The following is a 17091-nucleotide window of genomic DNA, read 5'->3' as shown; positions in this document are numbered from 1 at the left end:
TTAAGCCTCGTCTATCCCCAGCAGGATCACGCTGGCATTATCCTTTATTTCCCCGGGATTCTGATTTACGAGTTCAATCAGGTCATAGGCTTTTTTCTGACAGCTCGAAGCCCCCAAAAGAACTGCTTCCAGCTCTCTTGTTCCAATTAGCTCGTAGAGGCCGTCGCTCATCAGAACCACGATATCCCCCTGCTTCATCCGTACAGGCGCATCAAAAAGCTCCATGTCCCGGAAGCCGTCCTGTCCCAGGTAGTTGTAGATCCGCTTATTGTGAAGCAGCTTAAGGGCATCCTCCCGGGAGAGCTTTCCTTCCCGAAATCTTTCCTCGGCCAGCACTGCAACGGTATGACCGGAGGAAACCGGCACAAGATTCCCTTCCCGGTATACATAGATTCCTACATTCCCTGCCAGGGAATAATACAAAAGCCCCTTTGAGACAAGCACGCAGCCCACGCTGGCCGTTCCCCGGTTCTCATCTCCCAAGGCTTTGAGAATCTCTCTATTCGCACAATGAAAGGCCTTTCGGAAATAGTGCTGTGGATTATGAAAGGCATTGTAATCCTTAAATATATCAATGCAGGTATCTACCGCAATACGGCTGGCTATCCGGCCTCCATATGCCTTCCCGGCTCCGTCTGCCAGCACCGCCATAACTCCGGCTGATGTTTCTGCCGTTCCAACCTGATCCTCCTGCACCTCCCGGGAACCGATGGTCATGCTTTTTCCAATATCAATCATCCGAAAGCTTTGCTCTTCTTCCACAGGCTCCTTAAGGAACAGCTTTGCTATGTCTAACAGAAAAACGCCTGCTATTAAGGCGGTAATTATCCAACTGAGCATGTCCATCTGTGTCTGAAGCCTCCCATCTGGTCTTTTTCTCAATGTGCTTTATTCCGGTCCGTTTCCCCACATAAAATTGCTGCCGCAGAAGGGGATGAATACAAACACGGACTTCCCCAGTTCAATCTTGTCATAGGGATTCAAAGAGGAAGGGACATATACCGCATTCTCATTCAGATACACAAGTCCGTTGGAATCCCCGGGAAGCAGAACCGTTTCCTTTTTCTTCGGATCAAATACAATCACCGCATGATTGCGCCTGGATATCTCGTTATCGCCCAGAATCTGAATATCCATGTCATCCGCTCTCCCCACAAAGTTCTTCCCGGAGACAATTTTGTAGTCTTTTCCCTGTCTGGGACCGGATATGCATACGATCCATCCGCAGACCGGCTTGATATCCTCCTGGAACAAAGCTTCCTCCATATCCACTTCCGACTTCCCGATTTCCTTTTTTTCCGGGGTTGCCGTCTCTATATTGCAGTAGGGGCAGACCGTTCCGTAACGCCGTCTGCTGAACATATGACCGTTCTGGCAGCGGATTAAGTTTGACTCTCCCATCGTTTTATCCTCCGTTTCTCAAAAGCATCTATGGGGTTTCAGGCAAACCCAAAGTCCCTTATAAAAGCTGAAGCCTGGTCAATCCCACAAAGATAATATCCCCCAATTCCAGTCTGCAGGGTTTTCCGGAAGAAATCTTATATTTTCTTCCGTCATTTTTCTGTATACTGATTCCGTTCTGGCTGGAAATATCTTCGATGTACCACGCATCCCCCGAAAAATTCAGAACCGCATGCTCTATATCGATCATTCCTGCGTAGGTTGTATGATCCAGGTTAACAGTTACATGGTTTTCACCCACATCCCGGCCAATCACGATCCCGTTTTTTCCATAAATTTCCCAAGAAGCCTGCCGGCCTCCCTCTTCATTCAAAAGCACCAGCTCCACAGGGGTATGAGAAACCATTTCTTCCTCCCGGAAACCGGCTTCTCCTTTCCGACTTTCAGCCTGCGGCCCTGTAGGAAGCAGAAGATGCAGGATGCCAGCCAGAATCCCACAGCCGGCCCAGGGCCATCCCGACTGTATACCCATTTTATAACTGATCAGAACTGCGGCAGCAAAGCAGAGTACAGCCGCTGCGGCATTGAATTTTCTCTTCATCTTACCTCTTTATCCCCATAAACTTTTCAAACACCGCCGTGGTGTCCAATGGGTTCCCGGTGTTCCTGTCCGGATTCAGCTTTTTTTCATTGACGATCTCTTTTGTATCCGGATGAAAGCCGAAAAAGCTTTCAAAGTTCCGATACAGGTTTTCAAAATCCACCTGTCCCGCTTCTGTCCCTGTCCGATCCCCGGCTGTATTTTTCCGTTCCTTTCCATCCTTTTTATCCCCAAGCTCAGCATCATACTTCCGACGCTTTTCCGGATCAGACAAAATGCTGTACGCCTCGGAGATATCCCGGAACCGACGCTCACACTCCTGGTCGCCTGGATGCGCATCCGGGTGATACTGCTTCGCAAGCTTCCGGTAGGCTGCTTTTAATTCACTCTCAGACGCCTGCCGGGAGACGCCCAGAATTCGATACCAGTCTTTCATATTTCCTGCGCCTTTCTCAGCATCCTTTTACGAAGCTTAAAGAAAGGGGCATGTCCGCACGGAACATGCCCCTTTCTCCGCGCTTCTGTTATGATTAGGCGCCTATGTATCCTCCTTCGATGGAAATTGTAGCCAGCTTATCCTTTTTCTGTTTAATGATAAGCTTAAACTGTCCGATTCCATCACTGTTGGAGAAATCTTCTTTATAGTCAACTACAAATGCCCTGGGGAAGCTGTACTTTCTTTCTACAATACCGGCATTGATAATCTCAACCTCTACTTGGCGGTAAGCTGCCGCTTCCTCTGCCGGAACTACGGACCACAGGGCCAGCTGCCTTGTGCTGTCAAAGGGATCGCCGTCCGTTGCTACAAGGATCTTTCCGGATATCGTTATCCCGTGTGACAACATACACCTGAAATCCATTCTGCCGCATTCCCTTCTGTTCTCTCTGACGATGCGGCCTTCTGCCTACAGTCTGGTTTACCACTTGACACGGATTCTTTTGTTGTGTCTGACTTTTCAACAACTCCAACTGTTCCCTGCGGCTCATCACTGAACGGCCCTCCGCCTTCCATATAACTCAAAAAGTTTTTAAGCCGTTCCTCGTCAATGATCTGCATGGATGCTTCATCCACACAAGGACTATTCTCTTCCGTCTTTTCTACTGGCAGATTCTTAAGTTCCCTGCTTTCCTGCGATATCAGGAAAAGAAACAAAACGGATACCGTCAAAAAAAGACAGCCAAAAAACCAATTACAAAATATCTCTTTTTCATTTTACCTACCTCCCTACTTGATGATATTTGAGTAAAAAAGTTGATTTTTCTGTATCTCCTGCATATAATCAAAGTAGGGATTTCCCTACTTTTCATATTTCATGCTTATTAACCATTCACTAATGTTTTACAAGATACAGGAGGCGTGCAACTATGTCAGCAAATACATTTATAGATAATGCAAAAGTCATGGCAAAGGGACAGATTACAATACCCAAAGATGTCCGTGAAGTCCTTGGAGTAACAAGCGGTGATCGTGTTACATTCATCGTTGAGGGAAATACCGTCCGTATTGTCAACTCCGCTGTCTACGCTATGCAGGTGCTTCAAAACGAAATGGCCAGAGAAGCAGAACGTACCGGTCTGACTTCTGACGATGATGTTATGACGCTTGTAAAGGAATTGAGAAACGAGGATGACAACGTATGAGGGTTTTGATAGATACCAACGTCCTAATCTCTGCTGCGCTTAATCCAAACAGCATTCCTTTTCAAGCGTATGTAAAAGCCGCTTCTTTCTTTAATGTTAAAACGATAAAAAACCAGAAACAAAATAGGGTATTCAAAGTTTTTGAGGGGCTACCTTTTTGAAGGTATAGCTAGAGGGGCTTTCGTGAGGGGATGGTCTGAGGGTCCTTCATGAGGGGCTACGATTTTTCAACATAAAAAACAGGATTAATCAATCGTCTTTTTACTGGTCAATCTTGTTTTCTTTTTATCCTTCTTTGTTATGATTGTTTTTGCGGAAAATAACCAAATCGAAAGGAGGATACATGAATCGTATCACAGATTTACTTGACCTTGAAGATGCAAATGTTATTATCTCTGATATTCAGATCCAAGATCGGACAAAAACCATCTTTCTTAAAACTCCACCCACTGCACATTTCTGTCCATCCTGTGGATTTCGTATGCACTCCCGGGGTATCAAGAACAGAACCATTACTCATCCTATTCTTTAGGATAATTATTCTTTGATTCTTATTCTGAAACAGCGCCGCTGGCGATGCACAAATCCGGAATGCCTGTATGAGATGAGTGAGTCCTTCAAGTTTGTTAATAAACAGCGAAGGACAACCAATGCGGCTGACATGCTGATTGTTGATGCATATAGAAATCTTTTGGAAACTTCCGCTTTCATTGCCAAAAGGTTTCATGTATCAGATTCCCATGCCCATGAGGTCTTTGACCTCTATGTAAAGCTTGACCGTCTGCCTCTGACAGATGCCATCTCTATCGATGAGGTTCATCTGGATATGGATGGCGATTGCCGGTATGCCTTAATCATACAGGATTTCCATACCGGAGATCCCATCGATTTACTTCGCAGCAGAAGAACCAACGTCACAGGATCCTATTTCGTTTCAATTCCCACCGAAGAATGCAGACAGGTAAAGTATCTTATTTCAGATATGTATAATCCATATATCGCATATGTTAAAAAATATTTTCCAAATGCGGTTCCCGTCGTTGATTCGTTTCATGTAATCCAATGGATCACACGGTCTATTGACAGCTATATCCGGCAGCTTATCAAGAAATACCGGCAGCGAGACCGTGAATACCAAGATAAGCTCTCTTTTGAACAGCAGAGTCTTGTTACTCTTCCTCCATCCGATGAAGTCTATCTGCTTCAAAAGTACAGATGGTTAATCCTTGCAAATCAATCAAATATAAGGTATCGAAACAATCCCAGAATGGATGCTCATTTTCACGCCCTAATGAATACCTATGATTACGAGGATGCCCTCTTTCGTATGGATTCCAATCTGTGGGACTTCCGGGATTTGAAAGAAAAATATGTACAATTCAATTCTTGTAACGGCGGAAACCCCATTCAGGCACGTGCTGAAATAACGGTGCTGGTTCAGGAATTCAAGGAATCTCGCCAGGAAATTTTTCGTGATTTTGTATCTCTGTTGGAAAAATACGAAGATCCCATCATTAATTCATTTATTATGGTCGAACGGATTGGAAATGGAAAAATCTATGATGCCCGTCTTTCTAACGGACCAATTGAATCTATGAATCGTAAAGTTAAAGAGCTCAAACGTCTTGGACGTGGTTTTCGTAATTTTGAGCATTTTACTGTGAAACATAATCTTCCGGGTAGCCAAAAAAGCGCAGACTGCCCCTATCAAGCTTAAAAGAAGTTTTTGACCCTGTCTGGAAGACTCAGGCGGCAACTACCGGGGCTTCCCAACCAAGTGCTTTTAACTTTTTCAGATACGCATTGATTTTGCGTTCTTTGTTGAACTGGTTATAATAATCAGCTCCAAGATCCTTGAACACCACTCCGTCTTTGAGGATATGGTAAATGGCTATGAGCATGGAATGGGCAACTGCGACATAGGCCCTCTTCTTTCCCCTGTGGGAGCTGATCCTCATGAACTGCGCATGGAAATAGGACTTTTTATTCTTTACAGCTGAATGCGCGCAGGTAATCAGGGTTGTCCGCAAAAGGGAGTTCCCTTTTCTGGTCTTGCCGGACTTCCTCTTCCTGGCGCTTTCATTATCACCAGGGCATAATCCGGCCCATGACGAGATATGCCTGTCCGTAGGAAAACGTTCCATATCCGTGCCAATGACGGAAATGATGGCCTGCGCGCTGGTATTCCCTATACCAGTCACATCCTGGATGGCATGGGAAGCCTGTTTTTCCTCCGGCTTCATGAAGTTGTCAATCTCATCATTCAGATTTTTGATGTGGATATTAAGCTCGTCCAGGTGTGCCAGAAGCTCCTTCATCATCCGGCGCTGGAGAGGGCTCATCACACCATTGAGGTCGTCTATGATCTGCTCCTTGGTGGCCTTGAGATTATGGGCGATGATCTTCTGTTCATACATCTCATCATATTTCGGTCCATCCACGGACGCCCCGGTGAGAAGATACTCCAGGATGTTGCGCGCGCTCTTGCCGTTGATATCCGACACAGTACCGGACAGCTTGATGTTGGCGCCTTCCAGCATCTTCTGGAGGCGGTTGAGCTCCCTGGTGCGTTCACCAACAAGGCTCTTGCGGTAACGGACCAGCTCACGCAGTTCCCGCTGCTCTTTATCAGGGATGTAACTGGGCTGGAGCAGCCCATGCTGAAGAAGATCCGCAATCCATTCAGCATCCCTGACATCTGTCTTGCGTCCTGGGACAGCTTTCATATGGCGGGCATTGACCACCATAGCGTTCAGGCCGGACGATTCAAGGATGTTATACAGAGGCTTCCAATAAGATGCCGTGCTCTCCATTGCGGTCATTTCACAGCCGCCGTCTTTGAGCCAGTCAGCCATTTCGAGAAGTTCTCTGGTTGTTGCGCCAAACTCCCGTATCTCCTGCTTATTGCCTTTTCGAAAGCAGGCAACGATGAGTTTTTTGTGCACGTCAATACCACAACAATTGTCGTAAATTCTATCCATAAAGGCACCTCCTGGGTAAATTTACGGCATGGTACTCTGTCTGTTATCATTTTACTGTACGTCCTTTTGCCGTAAGAGGCTGGACAGGTGGTGGTGCAAATGAGAGTACCTGAAATCAGTTTAGAAAACGGGCTGCAGGCCCAAAATTAAAACGATCTTTGCCGTTGGTTATAGTATAGACAATGGCAAAAACAAATTCAATAACCTATCGCTTGCACAGTTTCATTTATGGTGGTGCCAAATGTGGGGCATGAGGGTTTAGAAACAGATTTCTTTATGCCACAAGATCCTCACCTGTTCTTAATGGTGTGACTGACTATAACCCTGTTGCTTATTATGAAGAAGATGACTTTTAGGAGGAGCACAAATGAATAATTATTGTGCATTCAGCATAGACCATAAATGCATCAAATGGATTGATTATGAAATACCCCGACAGGAGTTAGTAGAAGCAGATGAATTGTGCCACGGCAACTGGATTGAAATTGAAAAGAAAAACAAATACATCCACACCCTGCAGACTATCTTGGAATCCAATCACATATCATATCCCCAAGAAATGTAAAACAACTGAATAAAGGGTCTGACATCTATACCAGACCCTCAAACGAGCCCCTCAAACCAGACCCTCACGACAAACCCCCAAATAGATTGGAAAACGCTCAAAAACTTTGATTACCCATATTTTGTTAATTGCAAGCAATTTGATGTTGCATAAAAAGAACCTTTAAAGGTAGTGGACTGTAAACGCCATTTTTAAATTTCACCCTATTTCTTATATATAACATATCAAGAGTTTCGGAGATAATATAATATAAATCATCTTCAGAAACCTCATATTGTGAATCTCTCGTATAATACGAAACAATGTCTAATATATTTTCTATTCGGTATGTTGCACGTTGTCTAAAAATTATACCAATAACAAGATTTTGAATGTCCTGTCGATTTTTGATTTGCACTCCCGATTTTACTTTACACATAGAAACCCTCCTAAATTTTTTCTTTATTATTATATTAACATTTTTGATAGGCTGGCTCCTTTAATAACCACTCCATTCACATAAGAAATATATGATTTACAAAATTGGTTTTGCCTAATGCTCAAATCAATACTTGCAATCTTTTCTCCTCTCTCATTGCTAATTTTAAATCCTGCCGACTTTCTTTCGCCAAATACTCTAATAGCTTGAACATTTAAAGAAGAATCCACTTTATTTACAGCACTTTGCAACGCTCTTTCTATTTCCTTCATTGTTGGATATTCTCCGACCCAATCTCCATCAATATCTCTAGTTGCTCGTTCCACTTTTGATGGATTGTTATCTCTAATGGCAAGATTAAGAACCATTGCTCCTTTGAAAACAATTGGTACGCCTGCATTTACCAGTTCTTCCATAACTCTATATAAAAAATCCATCAGCTCCAAATATGTCACCTACTCTTCATAATATTCTATTGCCCATACTCTGTACTTTTCAAATCTTGATTGCAAATGCGCTGGTATCACAAGTCCATCAAAACTTTCACTATTCTCTTCATAATAATTTGCCAGACTTTCTGTAATAATCTGTTCATCACCATTTTGTTCAAGAAGATCTATAATGGTCTGGCTTACTGTTGTACATTTCAATCCATTGTGTTCTTCACACTCAAGAGTCTCTAAAGAAGGCACCAAAGTCTGTTCAGTTCCTTCAATATTTTGTTTTTTATCAACAAAAATCTGCACTACAGATCTATATCCACCATTCGTTAATCCCAAAAAATCTGCCGCTGTATCAAATGCCAGTACACATCTTGCATTAGCTAATAAACTTCTCAACTGGTCATTATACGTTATAACAGCCATTCTCAATACCTCCTTGGTCTTAGTATATCATTATTTTATAAAACTGAGAAGAATATGTTTTCATTTTCTTAATTTCTTTATAAAGCTATTACTCAAACCGGCAGGCTATCTCTCACACATAGCGCCCCATACCCTACTTGTGGGTTAGGATACTCAGTAGATCCCTGAAGCGGTCTCGCTCCTCTCCTCAGATACGCTTTCACCTTCTCCCCATACAAAAACGGATCATTCCCATCCGTAATCCCCCATTCCATCAGCAGCGCCGCCGCCCCCGTCACAAAAGGCGTGGCAAAGGAAGTCCCCGTCGCTTCCCCATAACCACCCCCAGGCACCGTAGTCATAATATCCACCCCCGGCGCCACCAGATCCGGCTTTCTAAGGCTTTCTCCCCCATCAGTCCCCCGCCCGGAAAAATCCGCATACGTCAGCGTCCGGCTATTGTAAGCTCCCACCGCAATAATCTTCCTGGCCGTTGAAGGAATCGTAAGCGTTCCCACAGGCGTTGGATACAGAAAACGCGTTGCCCCATTTACCGCCGCACTGCTCGGCAGCCACAAATGATACTCCCCGTCCCGTACCTGCCCCGGAATCAAAGTAAAGGTCCAAATCCCCGAATCAATATAATCTCCTTTAGGTAGAAACTCAATATAAATCTCCTGCGAGGAGCTGTAGGGCGTAGGCTCCCCATAATACAAAAGAATCTCCGTATTTTCCATAGGAAACCGCTGGGGCCCCAGAATGCTCTGTATGGGGCCGGCACGTCTTCCTCCCGGACTGGTCAGCATGATATCCGCCTCATCCAGATAAGACTTCCAAATCTGCACATTCAAAGCCGCCTCATATTCCCCCACGGCCAAAGGAATCTCCACGGCCTTCCCCTCCTCCATCCGGCCGCCCGTATGTCCGGCCGCATAGCCCTCATTTCCTGTACCGATGCTGATAACAGACTTCCAGATGTTTGCCATATCCGAAATATAGGTTTCCAAAAGAGAAGTGCCGTTGTGCGCGCCATAGGTATTGCCAAAGCTGATATTCACCGCCACCGGAAGTGCAAATTCCATAGCCTTACGCAGGCAATAATCAATCCCCTGCATCAGCTCCGTTGTCCTTGGAAATGCCTCTGCTCTCGGAACTCCAAGCTTCACCACCAGAATCGGACTGCGGCTTGCCACTCCCCGGTAACGCCCGTTGCTGGCCCTTCCGTTTCCGGCCGCAATCCCCAGAACCCTGGTTCCATGACCGCTTGTATCCACACTCGGCACAAGCCCTCTTCCCCTCCCTGCGTCGTACTCCTTCAGAGCCTCGTCAATCTGATCCTTTGTATACTCCGTTCCAATCAGATAGCCCTCCGGCGGATTCCCGGGAATCGTCTGATCCCACAAAGCCAGAATCCGGCTGCTTCCGTCCTCGTTGCGGAAATCCGGATGTGTATAATCTACCCCGGAATCCAGCACCGCCACCAGAATTCCATCCCCAAACAAATCATACCTGGCATTCTGCACCCCCGTAATGCAGGAGGCTGCCTTTCCCTGGTTCACAGAGAAAAACAGCCTCTTTGGTTTTTCAATATATTCAATTTCAATCACATCCGCCAGACGTTCAATCAGAGATTCAGGGACTGTCAAAACAGCGTACTCGTTCATCAGCTCCACCACCTGGATGCCCTCCGCCTTCAGAGGGCTTAGATCCCCGTGGTACTTTACAATCAGCTCCCAGGTTTTTTCCTCACGATCATAACCCACATCCAGGTTCAGAGATTTCTCCCGTTCCCTCTGTGTGGCATCCAGGGCCAGGTTGAGCATATTCTCCAGTTTTGCATTTTCCATATGATTCACCGCTTTTTCTATTCGAAACTTCCGATTCTTACTATAACTTATGCGCTTTTATCTTGAAGATATGATTCCGGCTCTAACGCAAAGCTTCACTTTTATCCCCCTATGAAGCCGCTGTTTTAAACCAGCATCTTTATTCACAAGACAATATTGTGTTCACAAATTCATCGTAATTCCTACTGCTCACTGAAGATACTATTTATGTTTCTTATATTCCTCAATCACACAAAAGTGTCCTTTCTTCTCATCATAATTAATTCCAACCAAAAGAATCTTTCCTGTATATCCCTCCAGCCATTCTGTATACTGCCTATCCTTAATCTGGGCAATCGCTCCTTCTGCTGACTGATTCCATTTCAATTCCACAACCAGAGCAGGCCTGTCAATATCCCTTCTGGGCAGATACACCACATCCGCAAAGCCTCTCCCTGTCGGTAATTCTAAAAGCGGATTCATATAATAAGCCTTTGCACTGTAATATGCCATCAAAATGGTACAGGTAAGAGAATTTTCATTGTTGTATTTTAGTATGGATGCCGTCTCGTTGTGAATTGCAGCTACTCCTAATGCTACTGCTTCCTCATCCAGAGCCCAGGTTTTTTGAAGTAATTCCTCCGAACGTTCCAGTGCCCGTATCAATCCATCCCATCCGCCCGCTTTCACGGATCTCATAAACTCCCTGGCAATCTCTTGATTGGGAATAAATACTTCTGAAGTCTTTTCATCAAATGACAAATACCCAAGGTGCAATAACAGGGTAAGCACGTCATCCCGGCTTCTAAAGGTCGTCATGTCATTCTGACAGGTAGATGGATCGATCTCACAGCGCACGCCGCTGAGCATAGCAATCACAGATTCCTTTAATCCGTCAAAATTCATATCAATATAAATCTTTAAAGCCTCATACGTCTCTGTTCCAGTCCAGTAGCTCCGAAATGCTCCGCTGTCCATCAATTCTGTTACAGCCTGGGGATTATAGATCTGGAAATCTCCTGCCAGATATCCGTCATACCACTCCCTTGTCTTTTCATAATCTACACCAAACCTTCCGCAGAGCCTCTTCACTTCTTCTTCCGTAAAACCAAAATATTCCGCAAATGGTCCCGGATTCAGCATGGAAAATTCTTTGAAAATATTAATTGCAGAGTGTTCTCCATATTTCTTAACAGGAAGAATTCCCGTCATATATGCCAGTTCCACATATTCCGCACCTTTAAAAAGCCCTCTGAGAAAATCCAGATAAGCCTTCTGTATCTCCTGCCGTTCCTTTGCAAACCGAAATACACAGTCCCACTCGTCAATAATAAATATAAAACCCTTTTTTGTATGCGCATAGATTTGTCCCAATACACCGGGCAGTCCATACTGATCTTTGATAAAGCTTCCGCCGTATTCCGTTTCTAATTCCCTAATTACCGCTTCCTGTATTTTATCAATAAAAATATCAAGATGAGATTCGTCAAAAAGGAAGCGCTGGATATCCAGCCGTATTACATTATGTTGATTTAAATGTACTGGAAAGGACTCTTCTTTTTCAATCTTTCTGCCTCTAAACAAATCTCCTGAATCGCATCCCCTTCCATAATAAGCCGCAAGCATATCCGCTGCCATAGACTTTCCAAAACGGCGGGGACGGCTTACACAAACATATTTTACTCTGGAGCGATTGAGTTTCTGATTTATGAGCGCAATCATTTTTGTCTTGTCAATATAAATATCATCGGTTACCGCCTGGCGGAAAGCTTCGTTTCCCGGATTCAGATACAGTCCCATACATTCTTCCTCCTCACTCTTGCATTCTATCTGAACAGTCCTCTTCACAAATTCTCATGCAGCATCCGAAGCACCCCCTTAAGCTCCTCAGCCTTCACCTGCCCCGGAGCCGAAGCCTTCCCCACCGCTCCAAAGGTCAGCGCCGATCCAAAGATCTCCCCGGCCATGCGGCTGATAACGCCCTTTCCTCCCATCGCCATCGTAATCACCGGCTGAGACGCATAGCACTCCCTCATCTGCCAGGTAGCGGCAAGAAGGGTCAGCACATCTCCCGGATCTTTCGGCATCACCGCGATCTTCAAAAGGTCAGCCCCTGCCCTCTGCATCCTGCACAGGCGGTCAACCATCTCTCCCACATTGGGCGTTTTCTCAAAATCATGGCTGGACGCTGCAACCTTCACCCCTTTTTCATGTGCCCGTTCCACAATTCTTTCCAGAAGCTCCGTTCCCATGAACAGCTCCACATCTACCAGATCCGCCTGGCCGGAAGCGAGAACCTCCCTAAGAAATTCCTCATAATCCTCCGCAGAAATCTCCTGCTCACCGCCCTCCCGCTTTGTCCGGAAGGTCACAAGCAGCGGCATCTCCCCAAGCTCCCCGCGCAAAAGCCCCAGTACTTCCCGAAGCTCTCCCTTGTCCTTCGCTCCCTCAAACCAGTCCGCCCTCCATTCTGCCAGATCCGGCCCGGCCTCCAGAAGCTCCTTAACCTGAAGCAGGATCTCCTCCCGGGTCCGTCCCACAACAGGCGCACATATCTTAGGCATCCCTTCGCCAATCACAACATTTCTCACACAAACCTTATTCATCCCAATTCTCCTCCTATTCCAGTTCCGTAATATCCTTCAAAGTACACGGGTATGAAATCAATTTCCAGCCGCAAAATACGCGTCTGGAAATCGATTTGTGCACTTTGAAGGATATTACTGATTTAAAGTCGCTGCGTGACAGCACGAAAGGGTAGGCTGCTTCGACACAAACCGCACCTTCTCCGGCCGGAACCCTTTGGAGGCATGTCCCGTAAGCTGCCTGTACAAAAGCTCCCTCACAATATAAGCCGTCTTACACACATACTCCCTGCGCCCCGTTTCCCGGAAAAAATCATCCTCCATTCCTTCCCGTCCCCGGTTGTCAAGAGTCCCTTCAAAAATCGCATACTCTCCCAGAAGCCTGTCAAAATCCTTCGGCATATACTTATAATATGGCATGTCCAGTTCAATCCCGGCCTGCTTAAGAGCCTTGGCAATAAACTCCCCACAATTATACGCCTTATAAACCGGATGCCCTCCAAACCACGGCAGAAGCAGCATATTCACAAGATTGTACATAATCTCCGGATCCCGGCGGACCTTGGCAAGCCACCGCTTCACCCTTCGATATCCCGCTTCCGTCACAGGCACCTTGAAAATCTTCGTATAGATAGGCACATTTTCCCCCAGGGTATAATAAATCCGCTTCTCCTCAATATATCCCGAAATAGGCGGCGTCTTCGCCCTCAGTCTGGAAAATGCATAAAAATGCTCATAACGATCGTCCAATGACAAGGCCACATGGGTATATTTGTAATGTGTCATCCTCTGTGTCAGCCTTCCAAAACCGGACGGAAGGTACAAAAGCAGAATATATAAATATTTCATTTGATTTTCCACTCCTATAATCATTGCTTTCTGATTCATTTTACCATATAATATAGACATAAACGAACTATTTTTAAAAACAACCGGAAAAAAATGATGATACTACTTGTAAAACCGGAAGCTGCAGACAGCGGTTTTTCCCTGGATATGGCTCTGCGCACGGAACCGCTGGAGCTGGAATACATCTCGTCCATGCTTCACCAGGCGGGAATCCCCTGTTATCTCTTCGAGGCTGCCGCGGATCCCCATACCTTTGAGGAACTGCTTTTGGAATACCATCCCGCAGCCGTCGCAGTCACCGGATACATCACACAGGAAAATCGAATTAAAGATTATGCTAAGCGGGCCAAGGCCTTTGACCCTGGTATTCTCACCCTGGCCGGCGGCTCCCACGCACAGCAGAACCCGGAGCGCTTTTTTGAACCCTATATTGATTTCGTCTGCCGTTCTGACAATATCTATGCGATTTTAGATGTTCTGCAGCAAAAACCCTTTGAAAAGATCGACGGTCTCTGTTATGATACCTGTGAGGGCTGGAAAATGAATCCTGTGGAAGCCTTTGATATCAACCGGCTTCCCATTCCGGACCGGAGCCATATGGAGCGTTATCTGGACAAGTACCGCTACCTGGACGTCCATCCCGTGGCTCTCCTAAAGACAAGCTCTTCCTGCCCTCATCACTGCTCCTTCTGCTACGGAAGGACTCTGAACAACGGACAGTATTATCAGAGAGAGCTTTCCCTTGTTATCGAAGAGCTTCAGGGGATTATAAGCCCCAACATCCAGATTGTAGACGACGATTTTCTCTATGATGCGGACCGGCTCTGGCAGTTTATCGCCCTTATCCGCAGCCATAATATCCATAAGACCTTTATCTGCTATGGCAGAGCTGATTTTATCACGGCAAACCCTAAGCTTATGAAAGCCCTGGCTGACATCGGCCTTAAGTATGTGATGGTCGGCCTGGAGGCCGTCAGCAACCGGCAGCTTGACAGCTATGCCAAGGGAACCTCCCTCAATGTCAACTGCGCCTGCATCCGCCTCCTTCGGGAGCTGTCCATTCATCCGGTGGGCCTGTTTATCGTGGATATCCGTTTTCGCCGGAAGGATTTTCGAAACCTGCGCCGGTTTATTCACAGCATGGATCTTGCCTATACGGGAATTTCCATATTTACGCCCATTCCCGGCACTGCCCTCTACCGGCAGTATGAGAAGCGCCTGCTTACCACAGAGCCGGAAAAGTGGGATTTTATGCACCTGGTCGTGCCGCCGGTGCATTTGAGCCGGTTTCGTTTCTATCTGGAATATTTCCGCCTGGTGATGGATCTGTTCCGCCTGGCACAGAAAAAAGGCATTTACCGCTTCCTGCGGCTTAACGACTACAAGCATATTTTCCGAAGACTTCTGTTTCAAGAGGGGCTTCGCAACAAGTGAATCCTTCGCGGACGGCCGTCCCTGTCATTTTTCTGGCACTGGATACCGGACACGTGTGATAAAGATATATAAGTAAAGAGAGGTAACAATCATGGAAGAAAAACTGACTATGGACGACTATGCAACCGAGCTGGAAGCCTCCTTCCGCAAAGTACAGGAAGGGGATGTATTGACAGGAACCGTCATCGGTGTGTCTGAGACAGAGGTAACCCTGGATCTGAAATATTACACCGAAGGCATCATCCGTCTGGAGGATTATTCCGAAGATCCGTCATTTTCCATTAAAAATGACGTACAGCTGGGAGAAGAGGTAACGGCTACCGTGCTGCGCCCCGATGACGGGCAGGGACACATTCTTCTGTCCAGAAAGGCTGCCGCTGCCGAGCTGGCCTGGAAAAAGGCTGCCGAGTATCTGGAAAATGAAACCGTTCTGACCGTAAAGATAGGCGGCGTGGTAAATGCCGGCGTTATCGCCTATGTAGAAGGACTCCGGGGCTTTATTCCAGCCTCCAAGCTTTCCTTAAGCTATGTGGAGAATCTGGAGGATTTCTTAAATAAAGAGATCCAGGTGCATGTCATCACCGTAGACCCGGAAAAGAAGAAGCTTGTGCTGTCCGCAAGAGAGATCCTGCGAGAGAAGGCTGCCGAGGCGCGCCGGAACAAGATTTCCAATGTGGAGATCGGCCTGGTAACCGAGGGCAAGGTAGAGAGTATTCAGCCCTATGGCGCTTTCATCGACCTGGGAGACGGCCTTTCCGGCCTGGTGCATGTATCCCAGATTTCCGAGAAGCGCATCAAGAGCCCGGATGTCGTGCTGAAGGTGGGCGATACCGTGAAGGTAAAGGTGATCGCTGTCAAGGACGGCAAGCTTTCCTTAAGCATGAAGGCCCTCAATGATGCAGCTGCCGAGGAAATCCGCGAAGAAAGAGTAGTTCTGCCCAAGAGCGAGGAGCTTACCACCAGTTTGGGAGATCTGTTTAAAAACATTAAGCTGTAAGTGTATAAAGTACCGCTTTGTACACAATTGCTTTTATTTCAAATAATCGGCGTATGATACGCCGGACTGTATTTGCTGTATGAGGGGCTGTCCGCAAAAGAAGCTGCAAAGCTTTGCGGGCGGTCCCCTTGTTGATTGTACCTTACCGGACGAAGTCCGCCCACAGGGGGATGCATTAATGGGGTACTACCTTGTTCCCCCATAGGGGGATGCATTCCAGACGCTATACAAGAAAGGAATATAAAAATGAACCGTATTCTACTCTTAGAAGATGACGAAAGCCTCATCGACGGCCTCAAATACACCCTGGAGAAAAACGGCTTTTCCCCGGATATCGCCCGTACCACGGCCCAGGCCCGTTCCCTGTTGGAACAAGGCGCTCCCTACGATCTGCTGCTTCTGGACGTAACCCTCCCCGACGGCACCGGCTTCGATGTCTGCACCTGGGTACGCTCCAGAGACCGGAAGGTTCCCATCATCTTTCTCACCGCCTCCGATGAAGAGCTCAGCGTCATCCGCGGCCTGGACAGCGGCGGAGACGACTACATCACCAAGCCCTTTCGTCTCGGGGAGCTGCTCTCACGAATCCGCGCTCTTTTACGCCGTACAGGCTTGTCCGAACCGGCAGAAGGCCTGCAGTGCGGCAGCCTCTTCCTGGACTTCACCAAAAGCCAGGCCCTCTTAAACGATCAGCCCCTAGATCTGACCGCCGGCGAATACCGCCTCCTCTGCCTCCTGGCCCGCAACGCCGGACAGGTACTTCCCCGAAGCCGGATTCTCGACGAACTCTGGGACGGAAACGGAAGCTTCGTAGACGACAACACCCTGTCCGTCTACATCCGCCGCCTGCGCGAAAAAACAGAAAAAGAGCCCTCACAACCCGAACACCTAATCACCGTAAGAGGCTTTGGATATCAATGGAAGCCATAACCCCCAGCCCGTCCACTG

The 17091-nt window shown here is 46.7% G+C and carries 21 protein-coding genes; 7 read left to right on the top strand and 14 right to left on the bottom strand.

All coding sequences use genetic code 11. The features are described from left to right. From VV089_RS21680 to VV089_RS21655, 6 genes are all read right to left on the bottom strand, one after another. The gene (locus VV089_RS21680) at positions 1–846 is read right to left on the bottom strand and encodes a PP2C family protein-serine/threonine phosphatase (RefSeq protein ID WP_334337361.1); all 846 of its coding nucleotides are present in this window, start codon (positions 844–846) and stop codon (positions 1–3) included. Between the two features lie 42 nt (positions 847–888). Then, complete coding sequence (locus tag VV089_RS21675) at positions 889–1401, bottom strand: FHA domain-containing protein (RefSeq protein WP_334337360.1); 513 nt, start codon at positions 1399–1401, stop codon at positions 889–891. A gap of 58 nt (positions 1402–1459) precedes the next feature. After that, the gene (locus VV089_RS21670; RefSeq protein WP_334337359.1) at positions 1460–2002 is read right to left on the bottom strand and encodes an FHA domain-containing protein; all 543 of its coding nucleotides are present in this window, start codon (positions 2000–2002) and stop codon (positions 1460–1462) included. A 1-nt stretch (position 2003) separates the two neighbouring features. After that, entirely contained in the window at positions 2004–2438 is a 435-nt protein-coding gene (locus VV089_RS21665; protein WP_334337358.1) for a J domain-containing protein, read from the bottom strand. A gap of 94 nt (positions 2439–2532) precedes the next feature. Next, positions 2533–2847, bottom strand: coding sequence for a membrane-associated protease 1 (locus VV089_RS21660; protein WP_334337357.1), 315 nt, complete (start codon positions 2845–2847; stop codon positions 2533–2535). Then, positions 2829–3059 (bottom strand): hypothetical protein, encoded by a 231-nt coding sequence (locus VV089_RS21655; protein WP_334337356.1) that lies wholly within the window; start codon positions 3057–3059, stop codon positions 2829–2831. The genes VV089_RS21660 and VV089_RS21655 overlap by 19 nt, the downstream gene beginning before the upstream one ends. Before the next feature lie 308 nt (positions 3060–3367). Between VV089_RS21655 and VV089_RS21650 the strand changes: the two genes are divergently transcribed. The 3 genes from VV089_RS21650 to VV089_RS21640 all read left to right on the top strand — a co-directional run bounded on the left by VV089_RS21650 (position 3368) and on the right by VV089_RS21640 (position 5360). Then, positions 3368–3643: an AbrB/MazE/SpoVT family DNA-binding domain-containing protein gene (locus VV089_RS21650; protein WP_334337355.1), complete on the top strand. Its 276-nt coding sequence runs from the start codon at positions 3368–3370 to the stop codon at positions 3641–3643. Further along, the gene (locus tag VV089_RS21645) at positions 3640–3804 is read left to right on the top strand and encodes a hypothetical protein (protein WP_334337354.1); all 165 of its coding nucleotides are present in this window, start codon (positions 3640–3642) and stop codon (positions 3802–3804) included. Before VV089_RS21650 ends, VV089_RS21645 begins: the two co-directional genes overlap by 4 nt. 383 nt (positions 3805–4187) lie before the next feature. Continuing rightward, positions 4188–5360, top strand: a complete 1173-nt coding sequence (locus VV089_RS21640) for a transposase (protein WP_334337353.1) — start codon at positions 4188–4190, stop codon at positions 5358–5360. Positions 5361–5388: 28 nt separating this feature from the next. Here the strand turns inward: VV089_RS21640 and VV089_RS21635 are convergent, their stop codons facing one another. Next, positions 5389–6624 carry an IS110 family transposase gene (locus VV089_RS21635; protein ID WP_334334736.1) on the bottom strand — a complete coding sequence of 412 codons (1236 nt, stop codon included), beginning with the start codon at positions 6622–6624 and terminating at the stop codon, positions 5389–5391. A gap of 367 nt (positions 6625–6991) precedes the next feature. Between VV089_RS21635 and VV089_RS21630 the strand changes: the two genes are divergently transcribed. Beyond that, positions 6992–7189, top strand: coding sequence for a mobility-associated LCxxNW protein (locus VV089_RS21630; protein ID WP_334337352.1), 198 nt, complete (start codon positions 6992–6994; stop codon positions 7187–7189). A gap of 124 nt (positions 7190–7313) precedes the next feature. Here VV089_RS21630 and VV089_RS21625 read toward each other — a convergent pair whose 3' ends face one another. From VV089_RS21625 to VV089_RS21595, 7 genes are all read right to left on the bottom strand, one after another. After that, positions 7314–7607, bottom strand: coding sequence for a hypothetical protein (locus tag VV089_RS21625; protein ID WP_334337351.1), 294 nt, complete (start codon positions 7605–7607; stop codon positions 7314–7316). A gap of 29 nt (positions 7608–7636) precedes the next feature. Further along, entirely contained in the window at positions 7637–8053 is a 417-nt protein-coding gene (locus VV089_RS21620) for a nucleotidyl transferase AbiEii/AbiGii toxin family protein (protein ID WP_334337350.1), read from the bottom strand. 9 nt (positions 8054–8062) lie between these two features. After that, positions 8063–8473 carry a hypothetical protein gene (locus VV089_RS21615; protein ID WP_334337349.1) on the bottom strand — a complete coding sequence of 137 codons (411 nt, stop codon included), beginning with the start codon at positions 8471–8473 and terminating at the stop codon, positions 8063–8065. A gap of 92 nt (positions 8474–8565) precedes the next feature. Continuing rightward, positions 8566–10299 (bottom strand): S8 family peptidase, encoded by a 1734-nt coding sequence (locus tag VV089_RS21610; RefSeq protein ID WP_334337348.1) that lies wholly within the window; start codon positions 10297–10299, stop codon positions 8566–8568. 201 nt (positions 10300–10500) lie between these two features. After that, positions 10501–12078 (bottom strand): AAA family ATPase, encoded by a 1578-nt coding sequence (locus tag VV089_RS21605; RefSeq protein ID WP_334337347.1) that lies wholly within the window; start codon positions 12076–12078, stop codon positions 10501–10503. Between the two features lie 44 nt (positions 12079–12122). Further along, complete coding sequence (gene aroD / locus VV089_RS21600; protein ID WP_334337346.1) at positions 12123–12884, bottom strand: type I 3-dehydroquinate dehydratase; 762 nt, start codon at positions 12882–12884, stop codon at positions 12123–12125. 114 nt (positions 12885–12998) lie between these two features. After that, a complete protein-coding gene (locus VV089_RS21595) occupies positions 12999–13712 on the bottom strand; it encodes a hypothetical protein (protein WP_334337345.1) in 714 nt (237 codons plus the stop codon). Between the two features lie 96 nt (positions 13713–13808). Between VV089_RS21595 and VV089_RS21590 the strand changes: the two genes are divergently transcribed. The 3 genes from VV089_RS21590 to VV089_RS21580 all read left to right on the top strand — a co-directional run bounded on the left by VV089_RS21590 (position 13809) and on the right by VV089_RS21580 (position 17073). Beyond that, entirely contained in the window at positions 13809–15146 is a 1338-nt protein-coding gene (locus VV089_RS21590; RefSeq protein ID WP_334337344.1) for a B12-binding domain-containing radical SAM protein, read from the top strand. Between the two features lie 91 nt (positions 15147–15237). After that, entirely contained in the window at positions 15238–16143 is a 906-nt protein-coding gene (locus tag VV089_RS21585) for a S1 RNA-binding domain-containing protein (protein WP_172541662.1), read from the top strand. A 246-nt stretch (positions 16144–16389) separates the two neighbouring features. Next, positions 16390–17073, top strand: coding sequence for a response regulator transcription factor (locus tag VV089_RS21580; protein WP_172541663.1), 684 nt, complete (start codon positions 16390–16392; stop codon positions 17071–17073). The last annotated feature ends 18 nt before the right edge of the window (positions 17074–17091 follow it).

Source organism: Candidatus Merdisoma sp. JLR.KK011 (genome assembly GCF_036941125.1).
Lineage (GTDB): Bacteria > Bacillota > Clostridia > Lachnospirales > Lachnospiraceae > Laedolimicola.
The sequence above is the reverse complement of the archived record's forward strand: the minus strand, read 5'-3'. Positions and strand labels throughout refer to the sequence as shown.